The sequence below is a fragment of the Winogradskyella jejuensis genome (genome assembly GCF_900129745.1).
GTDB classification, from domain to species: domain Bacteria; phylum Bacteroidota; class Bacteroidia; order Flavobacteriales; family Flavobacteriaceae; genus Winogradskyella; species Winogradskyella jejuensis.
The window spans coordinates 288,299-307,904 of the sequence record NZ_FQWS01000001.1 but is presented as its reverse complement, the minus strand read 5'-3'; the positions used below and the strand labels follow the sequence as shown (position 1 = coordinate 307,904).

Annotated in this window: 25 protein-coding genes; 10 read left to right on the top strand and 15 right to left on the bottom strand. The window is 34.5% G+C overall.

Features of this window, described 5'->3' with window-relative positions:
* Position 1: 1 nt before the first annotated feature.
* The 5 genes from BUB95_RS01550 (at position 2) to BUB95_RS01530 (ending at position 4,575) form a co-directional block, all read left to right on the top strand.
* Positions 2-1,033 carry an RluA family pseudouridine synthase gene (locus BUB95_RS01550; protein ID WP_073082106.1) on the top strand — a complete coding sequence of 344 codons (1,032 nt, stop codon included), beginning with the start codon at positions 2-4 and terminating at the stop codon, positions 1,031-1,033.
* Between the two features lie 102 nt (positions 1,034-1,135).
* A complete protein-coding gene (gene yaaA / locus BUB95_RS01545; RefSeq protein ID WP_073082104.1) occupies positions 1,136-1,894 on the top strand; it encodes a peroxide stress protein YaaA in 759 nt (252 codons plus the stop codon).
* 99 nt (positions 1,895-1,993) lie between these two features.
* Entirely contained in the window at positions 1,994-2,731 is a 738-nt protein-coding gene (locus tag BUB95_RS01540) for a uracil-DNA glycosylase family protein (RefSeq protein WP_073082101.1), read from the top strand.
* A gap of 184 nt (positions 2,732-2,915) precedes the next feature.
* Positions 2,916-4,205, top strand: coding sequence for a DEAD/DEAH box helicase (locus BUB95_RS01535; protein WP_073082099.1), 1,290 nt, complete (start codon positions 2,916-2,918; stop codon positions 4,203-4,205).
* A 145-nt stretch (positions 4,206-4,350) separates the two neighbouring features.
* On the top strand, positions 4,351-4,575 hold the full coding sequence (locus BUB95_RS01530; protein ID WP_073082097.1) for a VF530 family protein: 225 nt from the start codon (positions 4,351-4,353) through the stop codon (positions 4,573-4,575).
* On the opposite strand, the gene BUB95_RS01525 is transcribed toward BUB95_RS01530, so the two are convergent.
* The 13 genes from BUB95_RS01525 to BUB95_RS01470 form a co-directional block, all read right to left on the bottom strand.
* Complete coding sequence (locus BUB95_RS01525) at positions 4,572-5,462, bottom strand: YitT family protein (RefSeq protein WP_073082094.1); 891 nt, start codon at positions 5,460-5,462, stop codon at positions 4,572-4,574. The two genes, BUB95_RS01530 and BUB95_RS01525, sit on opposite strands and share 4 nt — an antisense overlap.
* A 66-nt stretch (positions 5,463-5,528) precedes the next feature.
* Positions 5,529-5,984 (bottom strand): tRNA (cytidine(34)-2'-O)-methyltransferase, encoded by a 456-nt coding sequence (locus tag BUB95_RS01520; RefSeq protein ID WP_073082091.1) that lies wholly within the window; start codon positions 5,982-5,984, stop codon positions 5,529-5,531.
* Positions 5,974-6,198 (bottom strand): hypothetical protein, encoded by a 225-nt coding sequence (locus tag BUB95_RS01515; RefSeq protein WP_073082088.1) that lies wholly within the window; start codon positions 6,196-6,198, stop codon positions 5,974-5,976. Before BUB95_RS01515 ends, BUB95_RS01520 begins: the two co-directional genes overlap by 11 nt.
* 71 nt (positions 6,199-6,269) lie before the next feature.
* Positions 6,270-6,407, bottom strand: a complete 138-nt coding sequence (locus BUB95_RS14310) for a hypothetical protein (RefSeq protein ID WP_200777204.1) — start codon at positions 6,405-6,407, stop codon at positions 6,270-6,272.
* Positions 6,408-6,514: 107 nt separating this feature from the next.
* Complete coding sequence (trpA, locus tag BUB95_RS01510) at positions 6,515-7,282, bottom strand: tryptophan synthase subunit alpha (RefSeq protein WP_073082085.1); 768 nt, start codon at positions 7,280-7,282, stop codon at positions 6,515-6,517.
* A gap of 86 nt (positions 7,283-7,368) precedes the next feature.
* Positions 7,369-8,550, bottom strand: coding sequence for a tryptophan synthase subunit beta (gene trpB / locus BUB95_RS01505; RefSeq protein WP_073082083.1), 1,182 nt, complete (start codon positions 8,548-8,550; stop codon positions 7,369-7,371).
* On the bottom strand, positions 8,534-9,187 hold the full coding sequence (locus BUB95_RS01500) for a phosphoribosylanthranilate isomerase (protein ID WP_073082080.1): 654 nt from the start codon (positions 9,185-9,187) through the stop codon (positions 8,534-8,536). The genes trpB and BUB95_RS01500 overlap by 17 nt, the downstream gene beginning before the upstream one ends.
* A complete protein-coding gene (trpC, locus tag BUB95_RS01495) occupies positions 9,184-9,969 on the bottom strand; it encodes an indole-3-glycerol phosphate synthase TrpC (protein WP_073082077.1) in 786 nt (261 codons plus the stop codon). Before trpC ends, BUB95_RS01500 begins: the two co-directional genes overlap by 4 nt.
* Positions 9,966-10,958 (bottom strand): anthranilate phosphoribosyltransferase, encoded by a 993-nt coding sequence (gene trpD, locus BUB95_RS01490; protein WP_073082074.1) that lies wholly within the window; start codon positions 10,956-10,958, stop codon positions 9,966-9,968. Before trpD ends, trpC begins: the two co-directional genes overlap by 4 nt.
* Positions 10,959-11,199: 241 nt before the next feature.
* Positions 11,200-11,766 carry an anthranilate synthase component II gene (locus BUB95_RS01485; RefSeq protein WP_073082071.1) on the bottom strand — a complete coding sequence of 189 codons (567 nt, stop codon included), beginning with the start codon at positions 11,764-11,766 and terminating at the stop codon, positions 11,200-11,202.
* 1 nt (position 11,767) lies between these two features.
* On the bottom strand, positions 11,768-13,174 hold the full coding sequence (locus tag BUB95_RS01480; RefSeq protein ID WP_073082068.1) for an anthranilate synthase component I family protein: 1,407 nt from the start codon (positions 13,172-13,174) through the stop codon (positions 11,768-11,770).
* A 197-nt stretch (positions 13,175-13,371) separates the two neighbouring features.
* A complete protein-coding gene (locus BUB95_RS01475) occupies positions 13,372-13,938 on the bottom strand; it encodes a YceI family protein (RefSeq protein WP_073082065.1) in 567 nt (188 codons plus the stop codon).
* Positions 13,939-13,951: 13 nt separating this feature from the next.
* The gene (locus tag BUB95_RS01470; protein WP_073082062.1) at positions 13,952-14,407 is read right to left on the bottom strand and encodes a MarR family winged helix-turn-helix transcriptional regulator; all 456 of its coding nucleotides are present in this window, start codon (positions 14,405-14,407) and stop codon (positions 13,952-13,954) included.
* A gap of 102 nt (positions 14,408-14,509) precedes the next feature.
* Here BUB95_RS01470 and BUB95_RS01465 point away from each other — a divergent pair, with 102 nt between their 5' ends.
* The 5 genes from BUB95_RS01465 (at position 14,510) to BUB95_RS01445 (ending at position 18,636) form a co-directional block, all read left to right on the top strand.
* Positions 14,510-15,037, top strand: coding sequence for a TlpA disulfide reductase family protein (locus BUB95_RS01465; RefSeq protein ID WP_073082058.1), 528 nt, complete (start codon positions 14,510-14,512; stop codon positions 15,035-15,037).
* A gap of 6 nt (positions 15,038-15,043) precedes the next feature.
* Positions 15,044-15,658 carry a thioredoxin family protein gene (locus BUB95_RS01460; RefSeq protein WP_073082054.1) on the top strand — a complete coding sequence of 205 codons (615 nt, stop codon included), beginning with the start codon at positions 15,044-15,046 and terminating at the stop codon, positions 15,656-15,658.
* A gap of 105 nt (positions 15,659-15,763) precedes the next feature.
* A complete protein-coding gene (locus BUB95_RS01455) occupies positions 15,764-16,084 on the top strand; it encodes a rhodanese-like domain-containing protein (protein ID WP_073082051.1) in 321 nt (106 codons plus the stop codon).
* A gap of 5 nt (positions 16,085-16,089) precedes the next feature.
* Positions 16,090-16,500: a rhodanese-like domain-containing protein gene (locus BUB95_RS01450; protein WP_073082047.1), complete on the top strand. Its 411-nt coding sequence runs from the start codon at positions 16,090-16,092 to the stop codon at positions 16,498-16,500.
* A 126-nt stretch (positions 16,501-16,626) separates the two neighbouring features.
* The gene (locus BUB95_RS01445; protein ID WP_073082044.1) at positions 16,627-18,636 is read left to right on the top strand and encodes a protein-disulfide reductase DsbD family protein; all 2,010 of its coding nucleotides are present in this window, start codon (positions 16,627-16,629) and stop codon (positions 18,634-18,636) included.
* Here the strand turns inward: BUB95_RS01445 and BUB95_RS01440 are convergent.
* Positions 18,633-19,361: a nitroreductase family protein gene (locus BUB95_RS01440; RefSeq protein ID WP_073082041.1), complete on the bottom strand. Its 729-nt coding sequence runs from the start codon at positions 19,359-19,361 to the stop codon at positions 18,633-18,635. The genes BUB95_RS01445 and BUB95_RS01440 overlap by 4 nt on opposite strands.
* The gene (locus BUB95_RS01435; protein ID WP_073082038.1) at positions 19,362-19,601 is read right to left on the bottom strand and encodes a DUF7672 family protein; all 240 of its coding nucleotides are present in this window, start codon (positions 19,599-19,601) and stop codon (positions 19,362-19,364) included. It abuts the gene before it with no gap.
* Positions 19,602-19,606 lie beyond the last annotated feature (5 nt).

Sequence of the window (19,606 nt, the reverse complement as noted above, 5' to 3'; positions counted from 1 at the left end):
TATGGATACCACACCAGAACTTCCGCCTAACGACGAGCTTTACGAGCATTATAAGTTTGTTGTAGAAAAAGGACAACAGCCACTTCGTATAGATAAATACTTAATGAATTTTGTTGAGAATGCTACGCGTAACAAGATTCAAGCTGCGGCAAAAGATGGAAGTATCTTTGTTAACGATACGCCTGTAAAATCTAATTACAAGGTTAAGCCATATGATGTTATACGGGTGAAGTTTGAACATCCACCGCATGAGCATTTGTTGGTTGGCGAAGATTTACCATTAGATATCGTTTACGAAGACGACGATTTATTAGTGGTCAATAAACCCTCAGGAATGGTGGTACATCCAGGTCATGGAAATTATTCAGGAACACTGATTAACGCACTTATTTTTCATTTTGAAAACTTACCTAAAAATTCTAGCGATAGACCAGGATTGGTGCATCGTATAGATAAAGATACCAGCGGATTATTGGTCGTTGCAAAGACCGAAAACGCTATGAATCACTTGTCTAATCAGTTTGCTGAGAAAACATCAGAACGCGAATACGTAGCCATTGTTTGGGGAAATGTAAAAGAAGACGAAGGCACAATAGAGGGCAACATTGGTCGACACCCAAAAAACAGATTACAGAATACCGTTTTCGAAGGTGATGAGGCCGATAAAGGAAAACCAGCTGTAACACATTACAAGGTTATTGAGCGTTTGGGATATGTTACGCTATTAAGTTGTAAGCTAGAAACGGGGCGAACCCACCAAATCCGTGTGCATATGAAGCACATTGGCCACACACTTTTTAATGACGAGCGCTATGGTGGTCATCTTATTTTAAAAGGTACGACCTTTACTAAATACAAACAATTTGTAGATAATGCGTTTAAGGTGTTACCAAGGCAAGCGCTACATGCCAAAACCTTAGGTTTTGAGCATCCTACCACAGGAGAATTTATGCGTTTTTCTACAGAGATACCAGAAGATATGCAGCAGTGTATCGAAAAATGGAAGCATTACGCCAAGCACGCTAAAGATTAGTAAGTCTATAGAAAGGACTTATACACCTATCAAAAAATCTTCTAGCAAAGTTTTCAAATTAGCAGTAATAGATTGTAAATTTGATATAGAAAAATTTGCAACATGAAACTCGTATTATCACCAGCTAAGTCTTTAGATTTCGAAAGTAAACTACCAACACCAAAAACTACTGAAAGTTGTTTCTTGGCTGAGGCAGAGCGCATTAATAAATTACTAAAAAAGAAATCACCTAAAGCTTTATCTAAGCTGATGCATATTTCGGATAATTTAGGGCAACTTAATTACGAACGTAACCAAGAGTGGTCTTTGCCCTTTACAAGAGACAATGCGCGTCCTGCAATGTATGCGTTTAATGGCGATGTCTATCGTGGTTTGGATGCGTATTCCATAGATATGAAAAAGTTGGATAAGGTAGAGGATACGGTGAGAATAATTTCAGGATTGTACGGTATTCTAAAACCACTGGATTTAATTCAGCCCTACCGATTAGAAATGGGAACAAAATTCCCTGTGGGAAAAAACAAAAACCTTTACGAGTTTTGGCGTAAAAAAGTCACTCAAGCTTTAAATGACGAGTTAGAAGATGACGAGTTGTTCTTAAACTTAGCAAGTAACGAGTATTTTAAGGCCATTGACACAAAAGCTATAAAAGTGCCAGTAATCCACGTTAATTTTAAAGAATTCAAAAACGGCAAATATAAAACCATAGCCATCTTTGCCAAATTGGCTCGTGGTTTAATGACACGCTATATTATTGATACGGATGCTAAAACCATCGAGGATATCAAAGGCTTTAACTATGATAATTATGGGTTTAGTGAAGAATTATCTTCTGATAATGAATTGGTGTTTACCCGTTAATTAATTTTACCCTTGAGGTTATTGAAACAAAAGAAAATCTTTTGTTGAGGATACTCGAGCGAAGCAAGTTAGGGGTGTTTTTTATATTTAGAACTTATTATGTTTCTCCACAAACATCCATATCCACCATTTATTCCAAATGATGCTACAAAACTCATTGTTGGTACATTGCCACCACCTAGATTTTCAACAGGAGATTTACACGAAAAAGATGTAGATTTCTGTTACGGTAGTTATTATAATTCACTTTGGAAAAAGATAGACGCCATTCACAATTTAGGATTACGATTCGATAATTCTCAAGAGGCTATTAATGAGCGTAAAGCCTATTTGGTAAAGCATAACATTGGTGTTTGCGATATTGTAGAAAGTGCCGAACGCAAGAAAATTGATGCCTCTGATTTAGGAATGACCAATATAAAACTCAGAAATTTTATGGGTTACCTCCAGCAATATCCAAAAATCGATACGCTTTTATTTACTGGCGGAAATAGTAAAAACGGACCTGAATACTTCTTTAGAAAACACATAAAAGATTATAATATTAAACTAGAATTGGTCTCCAATGACGTGCCTCGGATACATGAGTTTAAAATGCCTGTCATTTCGAAACGCAGTGAGACATCTCATAAGGATGAGATTCCTCAATCGTTGCACCCATTTCGGAATGACAAAAAAGAGTCAATTCGTGTAATCAAAACCGTATCATTAACCTCAGGCTCAGGTGCGGCCAATATCTCAATAAGTAGAATACCACTTTACAAACAATTAAAAGCAAAAAACCCCAATTTTAATACGTTTGATTTTAGAGTGTTGCAGTATCGGGAGTTTTTTTGAGTGTTCGTTTAACTATTATTAATATGAATTGTTTTAATAATTTATATTAAACGTTAAACGAAAGTTAGAAGAAATATTTTATAAAGTCAAACAAATAGACAGTAAAGCAAAAATTAGCCCTACATTCGCCAAAAATTAAAAGGAGTGACCTAAATACATAGAGTTTACTCTATAAAACAAATTTATGTCATTTCAATCTTTAGGTCTTTCTGCACCTATTCTCAAAGCAGTTTCAAAAAAAGGTTATGAAACACCTTCACCTATACAATCCAAAGCCATTCCACCAGTTTTAGACGGTAAAGATGTGTTAGCATCCGCACAAACAGGTACCGGAAAAACTGCAGGTTTTACCTTACCACTATTACATTTATTATCTAAAGATGAAGCGGCACGACGCAGAAATGTTAGAGCTTTAATTTTAACGCCAACACGTGAGTTAGCCGCTCAGATTTATGCCAATGTTAAAGAGTATTCAGAATTTTTAGATATCCGAAGTGCTGTGATTTTTGGTGGTGTAAATCAAACGCCGCAAGTGTCAAATCTAAAACGCGGTATTGATGTTTTAGTCGCAACGCCGGGTCGTTTGTTAGATTTAGAAAGTCAAGGTTTACTGTCTTTAAAACATGTCGAAATTTTTGTTCTGGACGAAGCCGACCGTATGCTCGATATGGGTTTTTTACGCGATATAGAACGTGTGATGAAGCTTATTCCGTCTAAAAGACAAAACCTTATGTTCTCTGCGACGTTTTCTAAGGATATTAAAAAGTTAGCCTATTCCATTTTAAATAATCCTGTACAGGTCGAAGCGACTCCAGAAAACACAGCTGTTGAGGTTATTGAGCAGAAAGTATATCGCGTAGCAAAAACCAAAAAAACAGGATTAATCATTAAGCTTATTTCAGAAGGTGATTGGCAACAAGTCTTGGTATTTACTCGAACTAAACATGGTGCTAATCGTTTAACCAAAAAAATGGTGAGTTCAGGGATTACCGCAGCAGCTATTCACGGTAATAAAAGTCAAGGCGCACGTACCAAAGCTTTAGCTGGTTTTAAAAGTGGAAAAATTAGAGTTATGGTTGCCACAGATATTGCAGCTCGTGGTTTGGATATTCCTTTATTACCTCACGTAATTAATTTTGAATTGCCAAATATTTCTGAAGATTATGTGCATCGTATCGGTCGAACAGGAAGAGCAGGAGCAAGTGGTGAAGCTTTATCATTGGTAAGTGCGGATGAGACCTCTTATTTAAAAGGTATTGAGAAATTAATTGGACAAAAAATTCCGGTTGATATTATCGAAGGCTTTGAGCCTGACCCTAATGCGACAACAGAACCTATAAAACAAGGACAGAATAGGCAAGGTCAATCTCGTAGAAATACTAAAACTAAAAGTGAAGGTGGCGATTCTAGCTCAAAAAGACCAAACCGTAACCGCAACCGAAATCGAAGACGTAATAATGATAATAGAAATTAATAGAGGTGTATTCTAATAAAATCAATCACTCTGACTGTTTCGAAGATTTCTGTCACACTGAGCTTGTCGAAGTGTGTTTTCAATTAGGTTCGGCGTCTTCGACAAGCTCAGACTGACAAATTGCTATATTTAGTATTTTTAGAAAATGAATGCTCAACCCAACAATCCACTTCACGGCATTAAACTTCAGCAAATTGTTGAAGATTTAGTAGCGCATTATGGTTGGGAATATATGGGACATCAAATAAATATTCGTTGTTTTACGCATGACCCATCGGTAAAAAGTAGTCTAAAATTTTTACGACGCATACCTTGGGCTAGAACAAAGGTGGAGAAGATGTATTTAAATATGTTAGAGAAACGGCGTTAAGCTTTAGATAATACTTTGCTTTTCTTCTTATCCAAGTAATGCCTTAGGACACCACCTCTCACACTGTTTACATCAAATTCTACGATAAAGGCGTCATCATCAATAGTATCAATAATTCGGTGCATTCGTTTAATATCTATACGGTTGATGATTGTGTGGATAATATCAAAATCAACTTGTTTTCCTGAGTTCCCCATCCCTCTAGTCCCTTTATAAAGGGTCATGCCGACGCCAAGTTCTTTCATTATGGCTTCTTCGATGAGTTCGTATTTTTTGGAAACAATTGTGACTCCAATAAAATCTTCAAAACCTTCAATAATAAGGTCGGTGACTTTTGCTGTAACGATATATGTTAATATCGAGTACAAGGCAACTTCAACAGAAATTAAGTAGGCGGTAACACTAAATAATATAATGTTGAACAGTAAAATGACCTGTCCAATACTAAATCCAAACTTATCGTTGAGATAGACCCCTAATATCTCTGAGCCATCTAAAACTGAACCATTTCGAATAGAGATGCCAATACCAGCTCCTAAAAATAAACCACCAAAAATAGAGATAAGGAGTTTGTCTTCTGTAATGGTTCCAAAATTTTCGAAGTGAATGAATAATGCCAAACCAATAATGCTAATTATAGATTTGATTACAATACGTTTAGAAACGGTATAATAACCCAATATTAAAAAAGGAATGCTAAATAAAACAAGGAGGTAGGATATATCGATATCCACAAATGTTTTTGCCAGAAGCGCAATACCAGTAACGCCACCATCTAAAAATCCATTTGGTAATAAAAAAGCTTTTAAACCAATACTAGCCAATACAATACCAAAGGCAATTTGGCCATACTCCGAAATTAGTTTGTAACTTTTAGATTGTTTCAATTTTCTGTTTTTTTAAAATTACAAAACCTAAGGTTTAGAAGCTTGTATATATTATAATATTTTATGTTATAAATTAAGCTGTCGCAATCCTTCATAAGTAATAATACTTACAGCATTGGCTAAGTTAAGACTTCTAATGTTATCGCTATACATTGGTATTTTAAAGAGATGCGCTTTGTGTTTTTCTGTAATATCTTTTGAAAGTCCAACGGATTCTTTTCCGAAAACTAAAAATAAGTCATCTTCAAATTCAATATCCCAATGACTTTTAGTACCGTGACTACTTAAAAAAGCCATTTTTTTATCACTGTTTATTCTGAAAAACGCATCCACATTGTCGTAATAGATAACTTCCAGATGTTGCCAATAATCAAGTCCAGCCCGTTTTAGGCGTTTATCATCTATTTCAAAACCAAAAGGTTTAACCAAATGTAAACGCGAATCAGTGGCTAAAGCTAAGCGGCCAATATTACCAGTGTTATTTGGAATTTCGGGTTCTATGAGGACAATATTAAGCGCCATTGGTCTTAGTAATTTTAATAATTAACAATCGTAATAATAAGATAAATGGAAATCCGTGAAGCAGAACATCAAAATAATCCATAATAGCCATACCATTACCACCGCTACTCAGCCATCTTAGTTTTCCAACTATATGTGGTTCAGGTAAAAATGGTGCTAAACCTAAGGTTAAACAAAGGAGAATAATAACACGCCAATTGTTGAGTAGTTTCATGAAAAATAGTAAAATAAAAAAGCCTATTCAAATGTAAGAATAGGCTTTTCGTTTTTATGTGAAATAGCAGATTATTTTTTTACCTGCTGTTTTTTTATCGTGGCTTTGTCAATATCAAAATCATTGGTATCTTGATTAATATTCGCCGTTGGATTGGTCGGATTTGTTTGTCTTTTAGTTATTTTAAATTTCTTTCTGTCTCTTATCATTCCCATAGTTTAATTGTTTTTTTATGTTCATTAAGAATATAAGAATAATAAGCTGTTTTCTCTGCCAAAGTCCTCTTAAAACTTATATAACAACTGTTAAAATTCACCTACTTACTTAACATTGGAGCTATAAAATTCTCTAAGTTTTCAATACCGTTCGCCGTTACGTATTTTATAAAAGCACTTCCTATAATCGCACCCTTGGCGTGTTTTGTAGCTTGGGTAAAAGTGTCGTTATTAAAAATACCAAATCCAACGATTTGCGGATTCTTTAAATTCATATTAGAAATTCGAGTAAAGTAATCTTCTTGCTCATCGCCAAAGCCAGATTTGGCGCCCGTTGTACTTGCAGAACTTACCATGTAAATAAATCCATCAGATACAGAGTCGATGTATCTAATACGTTCTTCTGAAGTCTGAGGTGTTATTAGAAATACATTGATAAGTCCATACTTATCAAATGTAGATTTATACTCATCATGATAAACATCAACTGGTAAATCAGGGATAATTAATCCATCAATCCCAATCTCCTGACATTTTTTACAAAACGCCTCTACACCATATTGAAGCATGGGATTAAAGTAACCCATGATAATTAGAGGAATAGACACCGTTTTACGGATGTCTTTTAATTGCTGGAATAACAGTTCACTAGTCATGCCATTTTTTAATGCTTGTGTAGAACTATCTTGAATGGTTGGCCCATCCGCCAATGGGTCACTAAATGGTAATCCTATCTCTATCATATCCACACCGCTTTTCTCCAAATTTTGAATAATGGTCACCGTATCGTCTATATTTGGATAGCCAGCTGTAAAATATATAGAAAGCAACTTTTTGTCTTCTTGTAATTTTTGATTTATTCTGTTCATAGTTATTTTTAGAGAATAGATTTAAGAGTATAGAATATGGACAAAAAAACTAAGTCTATATTCTATTTTCTTCCATCTTTATTCTTTTATAATTTAAAATATTCAATATAATTCTGTAAATCTTTATCTCCGCGACCTGATAGATTTAGTACGATGATGTCTTCTGTTTTAAAGGTTTTATGTTCAAAAACTGCTAGTGCGTGAGATGTTTCTATAGCAGGAATGATGCCTTCTAATTGTGATAATTCTAAACCTGCAGTCATTGCTTCATCATCGGTAATGGAGATAAATTCTGCACGACCAGTTTTATATAAGTTAGCGTGCATTGGTCCAACACCGGGATAATCTAATCCAGCCGAAATAGAATAGGGCTCTGTAATTTGTCCGTCACCTGTCTGCATCAATAAGGTTTTACTTCCGTGAATAATGCCTTCTTTTCCCAAGACAGAAGTTGCGGCACTTTCACCTGTGTCTATACCTTTTCCAGCTGCTTCAACGGCGATGATGTTTACATCAGTATCATCTAAGTAATGGTAGTAAGTCCCTGCAGCATTACTGCCACCACCAACACAAGCAATCAAATAATCAGGATTTTCGGTCCCTTCTTTTTCTAACAATTGTTTTTTAATTTCTTCAGAAACTACGGCTTGAAAACGTGCCACCATATCCGGATATGGATGCGGTCCTACTACACTGCCAACAATATAATGGGTGTCAACAGGATTATTAATCCAATCGCGCATGGCTTCGTTTGTAGCATCTTTTAAAGTTCGACTTCCTGATAATGCAGGGACAACTTTGGCGCCGAGCATTTTCATACGTGCAACGTTTGGTGCTTGGCGTGCAATATCAACTTCGCCCATATAAACCACACATTCAATACCCATTAACGCACAAACTGTCGCCGTGGCAACACCGTGCTGTCCTGCACCGGTCTCGGCTATAATTCTAGTTTTACCTAGGCGTTGTGCCAAAAGAATTTGACCAATAGTATTATTAACTTTATGTGCACCGGTATGGTTCAGGTCTTCACGCTTTAAATAAATTTTGGTATTGTACTTTTCAGATAAGCGCTTCGCGAAATATAAAGGAGAAGGACGACCAACGTAATCCTTTAATAGCTGGTGAAACTCTTCCTGAAATGATTCTTCGGCGGTGATTTTTAAATAATTCTGACGCAATTCTTCAATATTTGGATATAGCATTTCAGGAATGAATGCACCTCCAAATTCGCCATAATAGCCTTTGTCGTTAATGTTGTAGCTCATATTTAAATTTTTCTAATTCATTAATATTTTTTAATCCGGGCTCAATTTCAAACTTGCTGTTTGCATCGATAGCATAGCAGTATTCTGAAGCTGGACTTTTTTTGAACGCTTTTATTTTTTCGACTTCATTTAATCCAATGCCTCCACTTAAAAAGTAGGGTGTTGTTGAAGGGTAATTTTTTAATACATCCCAGTTGAAGGTATAGCCGTTTCCACCAGGTAGTTTTCCTTTGGTATCAAATAAAAAGTAATCGACTATGCCATCGTAAGGTTTTAAGATATCGAAATTGAAACTGTCTTTTATACTGAAAACTTTAATTAATTCAATCTTTTGATGAGATGCTGAATCGAGTTCGGCATCACAAAACGATTTGAGTTTGGTGCAATATTCTGGAGATTCATTTCCGTGTAATTGTACGGCTTGTAAATCATGTTTCCCTACTAAATTGATAACCTTATCTAAACTTTCGTTTACAAAAACCCCAACTTTTTTAATTGAATTTGGTAGTTGCGGAATTTTACCATCAAAAAATCGTGACGACTTATCGTAAAATATAAAGCCCAAGTAGTCGGGTTGCAATTCTGCAACGGACTCCATGTTTTCTTGATATTTCATTCCGCAAATCTTCAGTTTCATGCTTCCAATTTTTGAATGAATTCTGTTGCGTTTGCTCCGGGATTATCTGTTTTCATAAAATTCTCACCAATTAAAAACCCTTTGTAGCCATAAGGTTTTAATTCTTTTATAGCTTGAATAGAGCTGATGCCACTTTCGGATACCTTTACAAAATCATCCGTGATTAACTGACTTAACTGTTTTGAGATTTCTAAACTGACCTCAAAGGTTTTTAGATTTCTGTTGTTTACACCCAACATGTCCAAAGATGGCATTATTGATTTATGTAATTCAGCTTCGTTGTGAACTTCTAATAACACATCTAGATTTAGTTGTTTTGCAAATTCTGAAAATTGCTTGATTTCGTCTCTTGTTAATATAGCAGCAATCAATAAAATTACATCTGCTCCATAGGCTTTTGCTTCTAGAATTTGATACTCATCAATGATGAATTCCTTTCTCAATAAAGGCAAATTAGAACTTGCTCTTGCAACGAGTAAATCGTCTAAACTACCGCCAAAATATTTTCCGTCAGTTAAAACGGACATACCACAAACACCAGCGTTTTCATAACCAGAAGCTACATCTTGTACATTTAAATTATGATTAATTACAGACTTAGATGGTGACCGTCTTTTGTGTTCTGCAATGATACCACTATTACTATGTCGCAGTTTTTTTGATAGTGAAACGGTTTCTCTCTCAAAAAGAACGGATTGCTCTAATTGTTTTGCTGGAATTATTGACTTACGTAAGTCAACTTCTATGCGTTTGTCTTTTACTATTTTATCTAAAATATTCATTTACTTAATTCTATAAGTTTGTCTAAGCTTTGCTTTGCTTTTCCGCTCAGTAATGACTCTTTTGCCAATTCGAACCCTTCTTTGTGTGTTATTTGTTCTCTTGTTGCTATAGCCAAACCTGCATTGGTACACACGACATTGTTTTGTGCTTCTGTACCTTTTCCTTTGATGATGTTTACGAATAAATTTGCTGCGTCATCAATAGTTTCTCCACCAAAAATTTCAGATGGTGCAATGCTTTTTAAGCCTAAATCACTTGGAGAAAATAAGGTTTCAGATTGGTTTGAAATTAGTTTTGCTTTTCCTGTTAGCGAGATTTCGTCATAACCATCTAAAGCGAAAACAATGTTATAATTGGTATCTGTTTTTTGGTATAAAAAGCTGTACAAGCGCAGTATTTCTAAATTATAAACACCTAATAATTGATGTTTTGGAAACGATGGATTTACCATTGGGCCGAGCATATTAAAAAATGTTTTAACGCCCAATTCTTTTCTTATTGGAGCTACATTTTTCATCGCTGGATGAAACAAAGGTGCGTGTAAAATACATATGCCAGCTTGGTCTAAACAGCGCTTTAAAAAATCTTCATCATTAGAAAATTTTACGCCCAAATACTCCATTACATTAGACGAACCGGAGGTTGAAGACACACCGTAATTGCCATGTTTAGAAACATTAACACCAGCACCAGCTGTTATAAATGATGATAATGTTGAAATATTAAAAGTGTTTTTGCCATCGCCGCCAGTTCCTACAATATCTATAGCATTGTAATCGCTTAAGTCTATCGGAATGCAAAGTTCTAAAAGTGCATCTCTAAATCCTTGAAGTTCTTCTATCGTAATACTTCGCATCATGTATACTGATAGAAAACAAGCAATCTGACTTGGGTTGTACATATCGTTGGATATGTTAACGATGATTTGCTTAGCTTCTTTAGTTGAAAGCGTTTCGTGAGCTATAAGTCTGTTTAATATTTCTTTCATTTGTTTTTCTTGTTATGTTCATTTTGTCTTGATACAAAACGAACCAAAAAATCACAATCAAAATGAGGAAATTGCTGAAGCACCAATCGCTTTAAGAACTTCGTGCTTGAGGCTGCGCCTCGCATCTTCGTTCTTTCGTTCTTTATTTCTGCATTTTGATGTTTTTCGACTATGTCGAAATTCGGGTCATTAAATTTTACTTATTCTTTGTTTAATTCTATTTTCTTCATTTTTCTAATGTCTAATTATTCACCCAATTCTTTAAAATTTGTTTTCCATTTGGGGTTAAAACAGATTCAGGATGATATTGTACACCTTTTACGTCGTAAACTTTATGGCGTAAGGACATGATTTGTCCATTCTCGTCAAATGATGTGGCTTCTAGACTATCTGGTAAATTGGTATTGACAACCCACGAGTGGTAACGGCCAACTTCAAAAGTATTGCCTAAACCTTCAAATAAGGTTTCGTCATCAACCGATAGCATAACGTTGGTGGCAACTCCGTGAAAAACAGTATCTAAATTTTCTAATGTACCACCAAAAACTTCACCGATAGCTTGTTGACCAAGGCAAACGCCAAGTATACTTTTTGTAGGTGCATATTTTTGAATAATTGCTTTTAATAACCCAGCTTCATCTGGAATTCCAGGTCCTGGAGAGAGCACAATTTTATTGAAATTCTCAACCTCATCTAATGTTAATTTGTCGTTTCGTTTTACGGTAACGTCGCAGTCTAAATCTTCTAAATAATGAACCAGATTATAAGTGAAACTGTCGTAATTGTCTATGACTAAAACTTTCTTCATATTAAATACTTTTCGCGAGTTCAATGGCTTTATTTAAAGCGCCTAATTTATTGTATACTTCTTGTTTTTCACTTTCTGGATTAGACCTAGATACTAATCCCGCACCAGCTTGCCAGTTAAGTTTGTAATCTTTACTTAAAAATGTCCTAATCATTATGGCATGGTTAAAATTACCTTCAAAATCCATAAAACCAATAGCGCCACCGTAATACCCACGACTAGTTTTTTCGTATTTATCTATCAATTGCATGGCTTTGTGCTTTGGTGCGCCACTTAAGGTACCTGCTGGGAAAGTGTCTGCCACAACCTGCATGGTTGAGGTTTTGTCGTGTTTTTGCCCCGTAACTTTACTGACTAAATGGATAACATGGGAGAAGAATTGTACTTCTCTGTAAGTTTCTACTTTTACATTATTGCCGTTTCGACTTAAATCATTTCTGGCTAAATCGACAAGCATCACGTGCTCGGCATTTTCCTTTTCGTCGTTTATTAATTCTTCAGCGAGAATGGCGTCTTTTTTATCGTTCCCTGTACGTTTAAATGTTCCAGCAATTGGATGAATTTCAGCCAAACCATTATCAACAATAAGTTGTGCTTCTGGTGAACTTCCGAAAATTTTGAAGTTACCGTAATCAAAATAGAATAGGTAAGGCGAAGGGTTTATGCTACGCAATGCACGATACACGTTAAAATCATCTCCTGAAAATTCTTGAGTAAAACGGCGTGATAATACCAACTGAAAAACATCACCACGTGCACAATGTTTTTTGGCTAAATCGACATGTTCTAAAAATTCATCATCTGTAAGATTTGAGGAAATCTCACTTTTGGTATTAAAGTTAAATGACGCGAAATTTTGAACATTGATGAGTTTATCAATTTCTTCAACATTACTTTCTGTGCCTTCAGGGCAATGTGCAAAAATGTAAGCTTCGTTTTTAAAATGATTTATGGCAATGATATTCTGATAAACCGCATAATAAATATCAGGAATTTCAACTGAATTATCTTTTTTAGAAATCGTAATGTCTTCAAAATATTTTACTGCATCATAAGCGGTGTAACCAAAAATACCGTTGTTTATAAACTTAAATTCTTCTTCAGAATTTGTATTGAAACGCTTTGTAAACTGTTGTAATTCTTCAACTACACTTACGGATTCATCAATTGTTGTTTCAGTAGAACTTCCATCAGGGAAATTCTGGTAAATAACTTTCTTTTCAACCTTAAAATAAGCAATAGGATTACAACAGATATAAGAATAGTTTTTCTGGCTTTTATGATAATCGCCACTTTCTAATAAGATACTATTAGGAAACTTGTCACGGATTTTATAATAAACAGTTACAGGCGTTATGGTATCTGTTAGAATCTTTTTGTAATGTGTACGTAGATTATATGTTTTCATCAGTTTAAAAGAAAAAAGGCTTGTCGTGAATGACAAGCCTTTTAGTATTTTAGTTAACACAATGGACTATTTCACGAACGTTTCGTTAGTAAAATTCCACCACCATGTTTTATTTGTTTGCATTTTTAATTAATTTCTTGTCAAATATAGAAACGATATTTTTTATTTCAAACAAATTTTGAAACTTTAAGAGATTATTAGAAAACTAATTTTACGTCAAGCTCAAAATCGTCATAGATGGCTTTGTCTTTTAAATCATTGAAGAAGCTAGGAGAACCATATCTAACATCGAATTTAGAACGGTCTACAATAACTTTTGCAGTTGCTGAGTTGCCGTCCACAACCATTGTAAAATTAATTGGGTTGGTGATGTTTTTAATAGTTAAGTCACCTGAAATTTCATAGTTTTTGTCATCTAGTTTAGAGGCATTTGTGATAGTAAATGTCGCTTTGCCATGTTTTTCTACACCAAAAAAATCGTCTGATTTTAGGTGGCCTTCTAGATTAGCTTTTCCTTTTCCTTCTAAATCAGTTACTGTGATAGTTGTCATGTCTATAACAAAGTTTCCGCCAGAAAGTGTTTTTCCGTCGAATTGTAAAACACCACTTTCTAAGCTAATTTTGCCTTCGTGTTGTCCAGTTACTTTTTTTCCTGTCCAAACGATAGTACTTTCTTCAACATTAACTTGTTTCTCTTTTAATACTGTAAACGAGAAAAATGAGATTGCTAATACAGCAACAAATAGGGTTTTTAGAGTTTTCATTTTGTTTTAAATTTTAATTATTGATTTTTAATAAAAGGGTATTTAATTGTTTTAATTCTTCGCTAGTAAGTTGCGAGGTGATATTTTTTTCTGTGTTTATAATTTTGTCGTCCAGCTCTTTTAAGATATCTAAGCCAGATTCTGTGATTACTATTTCTACTTTTCTACGATTTTGTTCGCAGATGTTACGTTTTACAAAATTCTTTTTTATCAGCTTATCCACTAATCGTGTTGTGTTACTCATTTTATTAATCATACGCTCTTGGATATCCTGTAAGTTTAGTGGTTTTCCTTTCTGACCTCTTAAAATTCGTAATACATTAAATTGTTCTATAGATAAATCAAAGGGTTTCAAATCGTTCAGAATAGATTCTTTTATGACGTTATTGACATAGAAAACACTAATAACTGCAGCCTTTGAGGCCGAAAGGTTCGATGTAGAATGTAGGATATCTTGTAATTCTTTCATATACAACAATTGTATATACAAATGTAATGTGAATTTATATATGAAGATTTAATTTTATGTTAAAAATTAAAATGTCTATTTACAGGGTAGTACCTTTAGAATATGAAGCGATTAGTAATAGTATTTCTATTGATTTTAAGTTGTAAAGAGACGCCAAAAGCTGTAGAAGTAACAGAACAACTTTCTAAGGTCCACCATCAAGGAGAAGCTATTGTTTTAGATATTTACGACTACGATGGACTAGAGCCATTAATTAATAAAGATGATGGTAAAGTGCATGTTGTTAACTTTTGGGCAACTTGGTGTGCGCCTTGTGTTAAGGAGTTACCTTATTTTGAAAAAATCAATTCAGATTATAAAAACAAAAACGTTGAGGTGTTACTTGTGAGTTTAGATTTCCCTAGACAATACGATTCTAAACTAAAACCATTTTTAAAGAAAAAAAATATTCAATCTAAAGTGGTCTGTTTTGACGATGTAGACCAGAACCGATGGATACCAGCAATAGATACAACCTGGTCAGGTGCATTACCAGCAACAATTATTTATAAAGGAAATAAAAGACAGTTCTATGAAAAGTCCTTTAATTACGAAGAATTAGAAACAGAAGTAAAACTATTTTTAAATTAATATAAAATGAAGACACTAAAATTATTGGCAGCCTTAGTCTGCTTTGTTAGCTTAACTGCTTTTACCATTACAACAGATAGCGGTTACGAAGTTGGAGATGTTGCAACAGACTTTTCCTTAGAGAATATAGATGGTAAAATGGTATCGCTTTCAGATTATAAATCTGCAAAGGGATTTATAGTTATTTTTACATGTAACACTTGCCCATATGCAGTAGCCTATGAAGACAGAATTGTAGAATTAGATAAAAAATATGCAAAAAAAGGATATCCTGTAATAGCAATTATGCCTAATGACACAGATGTTAAACCTGGAGATAATATGCAGGCTATGAAAGCTCGAGCTAAAGCTAAAGGTTTTACGTTTCCATATCTAATGGACGAAGGACAAAAGATATACCCTCAGTACGGCGCTACCAAAACACCACACGTTTATATTTTAGAAAAAACGACAGACGGCAATATTGTAAAATATATTGGAGCAATCGACGACAATTATCAGGATGCAACTGCAGTAAAAACTAAATATGTTGAAAATGCTGTTGATGCACTGTTAGCAGGGAAAGAAATAAAACAGAAGACTACAAGAGCCATTGGATGCTCTATAAAAACTAAAAAATAGGTTTAAGAAATAATGTTAATTAACAAATCTGGAGTGTAACACTTCAGATTTTTTTACGTCTATATCATAAAGAAATGTTAATTTTGTTTAATCAAAATGAAATAAATGGCTGATTTACAACAAGAAAATTGGACAAAACAACTATCTGAAGACAATAATTCTGTTGTTTTAGATGTTAGAACTCAAGAAGAAGTTGAAGAATTAGGGATTATTCCTGATGCTCTACATATAGATATTTATAAAGGCCAAGGTTTTATATACGAGGTCGAGCAACTAGATAAATCAAAGAATTATTACGTGTATTGTAAAGCAGGAGGAAGAAGTGCACAAGCATGCGCTATTATGAATCAGTTAGGTTTTGAGAATACATATAATCTGCTTGGCGGATTTACAGAATGGAAAGGTGACATCAATCAATTAAAATAATCATCATGAGAAAATTATTATCAATCGCAATGCTATGTTTATTGACGCTCTTTAGTGTAAGTTGTGTCGATAAAAAGGCAGATTCAGAAGAGGTTAAATTAGTAACTGCTGCTGAAATGAAAAGCATTTTGGAGTTAGAAGACGTACAACTTGTAGATGTACGCACGTCATCCGAGTATGAGCAAATTCATATTAAAGACGCCCAGAATATAGATTTTAATTCACCAACTTTTGATGATGATGTAGAGCGCTTAGACAAAAATAAGCCTGTAGTATTATACTGTAAAGGTGGAAGTCGCAGTGCAAAATGTGCAAAAAAACTCAAAGCTGCAGGGTTCAAAAAAATATATGAGCTCGAAGGAGGTCTCTCCAAGTGGGAACATTCTGAAGTTCTCAGTATCGAAAAGAAATCATAAAACCAAAACCCGGACATAAACGTTCGGGTTTTTTTAGGCTTGTATTTATTAAGGTTTTTATAAATTAGACGACTTTAAAACGATAAAATAAACACAAAGTCTACATTTGTGCATTAATAGTTATTTATGGTAGCAGCTAAGCGGTTTCTTATTACATTTCTTACTCTATTTTTTTCAATATTTGGTTTTTCCCAAAACTTCAATCCAGCCAGTTGGGATAATAAGATTGAGAAAATTTCAGATTCTGAATACAAAATTATTATGACAGTCACTGTTGAGGACGGTTACAGTATTTATTCTCAATATAAAGTAGATAAGGAAGGTTTTGCACCAGAAACTTATTTTGAATTTAAAAATCAAGAAGGTAATTACACACTAATTGGTAAAACAACAGAGCCTGATGCTAAAATAAAGTACGACCCCATATTTGAGGAAGATGTAAAGAAATTTCAGGGCAGTGTCTCATTTACACAAAAAATCAACCTAATAAATCCAGATTTTAAGCAAATTGAAATTACTGCTGAATATCAGACGTGCAATGACGAGAGATGCATCTTAGGAGATGAAACATTTAAATTGAATTTAGACGGAAGTGAAGTAATTAATGAAGTAGCAACCATTGATGAGCGAAGTAAAACCCTTTCCGAAAAACTAAAACTCAATATCACAGGTTGGGATAAGTACGAGAAACAAAATATAGAAGAGAAGAGTAATTTTTCAATCTTTATACTTGGCTTTTTAGGTGGATTAATTGCACTACTAACACCATGTGTATTTCCTATGATTCCACTGACGGTTTCATTTTTCACTAAGAGCTCTGGAGATTCCAAAAAAGGTATTTTCAATTCTATTCTTTATGGATTCTTCATCTTTTTAATTTATGTGCTGTTAAGTATTCCGTTTCATTTACTAGACTCGCTCGACCCAGGAATTCTCAATAATATTTCTACAAATGTGACTCTGAACATTATATTCTTCATCATATTTATAGCTTTCGCTTTTTCATTCTTTGGATATTACGAGTTGACATTACCACAGTCATGGAGTGCAGCGATGGATAGTCGTGCAAATAAAATAGGAGGCTTTATCGGCGTGTTTTTTATGGCATTGACCTTGGCAATAGTATCATTTTCGTGTACAGGTCCAATATTAGGAACTCTATTAGGAAGTTCTTTAACAGCCGATGGTGGTGCGGTGCAACTCTCTATGGGTATGGCGGGCTTTGGTTTGGCATTAGCTCTACCATTTACATTGTTCGCTATGTTCCCAAAATGGTTAAATTCTTTACCGAAATCGGGCGGATGGCTAAATACAGTCAAAGTTGTTTTAGGATTCATCGAATTGGCGTTGGCACTCAAATTTTTATCTAATGCAGATTTGGTAGAACATTGGGGCTTATTAAAACGCGAAATATTTATCGGTCTTTGGATAATTATCGGGATTGGATTAATTCTTTACTTATTCGGGAAAATTAAATTTCCGCACGATGGGCCGTTGCAGAAATTAGGCAAAGGGAGAATCACAACGGCTATCTTATTTATAGCCTTTGTAATTTATTTAATTCCTGGGCTAACAAATACCAAATATGCTAATTTGAAGCTGCTAAGTGGTTTTCCACCACCGATGTTTTACAGTTTATACGAAAAGAATTCGGAATGTCCATTAGACTTAAACTGTAGTAAAGATTGGGAAGAAGGCTTGGCAAAAGCAAAAGCCGAAAATAAACCGATTTTATTAGACTTTACGGGTTGGGCATGTGTTAACTGCCGTAAAATGGAAGAGCAGGTGTGGAGCACATCTAATGTTTACAATATATTAAGTGAAAAGTATGTCATTATTTCGCTTTATGTCGATGATAAAAAAGAACTACCTCAAGACAGGCAATTTGATTTTTTGCGTGCTAACGGAACCGTAAAGCAAATTGAAACCATTGGTGATAAGTGGGCGACTTTACAAACTGTAAATTTTGAAAACAATTCACAACCGTACTACGTGCTCTTAAATCACGATTTAGAATTGCTAAATGTTACCAATGCTTACGAACCAAACGCTGAAGCTTATTTTGAATGGCTTGAAATAGGTCTAAGGAATTTTGAAAAAAGAAAACCCGAATCTGAATTTAAGTTTGGTAATTAAACTTCAACATAAACATCTTCAAAAGGCACTCTAAAACGCGGACCGTAAATGCCTTTATCATCTCTAATTCCGCAACCAATAACCATATTTATTTCGGAACCACGAGGTAAGTCTAAAATTTGTTTTACTCTAAGCGTATCACTGCCTTCCATAGGACAAGTATCGTAGCCAATAGCTGCCATGCTAGTCATAAAATTTTGAGCGGCAAGTCCAGCACTTTTATGAGCCACAATACGCATATCACTCTGACGTGTTTGTCTATAAATAGGTCTAAACAAACCAACAACCTGAAAAGCTAAATATTTTACAAAACCCAAAATGCCCAAAAAGTCGGTATAAATAGTCGGAATGACTTTTTTGTAATAGCCCATAGCCATTTTCTTTCTTTTTGCATCACGTTCGCTAAGGTCTTTGTCTCTATAAACCTTATTTAAATAATCTAAATTTGCCTTAGCACGTTCGCGCCACAAATCCTTTCGGGTTACAACCACCACAAGCTGTTTTGCTGTAGAAGCTGCATTTTGATTAAAACAAGCTTCAGCCAATGCTTTCAGTTTGTCTTCTGAAGTCACGTGATAAAACTCCCAAAGTTGCAAGTTACTACTCGTAGGTGCTAATGAGGCATTTACTATGCATTGCTTTACTTTTTCGGTATCTATGGGTGTATCTTTGTAAACTCGTGTAGAGCGGCGGTAAGCAATAGCTTCAGAAACTGTTTTTTCCATTTAATTAAATAGTATTTGGTATAATTTATCGCCTAACCAGTAGCCACAGCCTAAAGTTAAAGGATATAAAATAAAAAGCCAGATGTAATCTATAATGCTTATTATAATTTCTCTATCGCCAGATGCTGTTAGAAATTCAATAAATGCATACCAAGTTTTTAAGCCTAGCTTCATAGCCAAAGCGTTAGCTAAAATAGCTATAATCAGAATTGAAATGCCAATAAAATAGAGTCGCATCATACTAA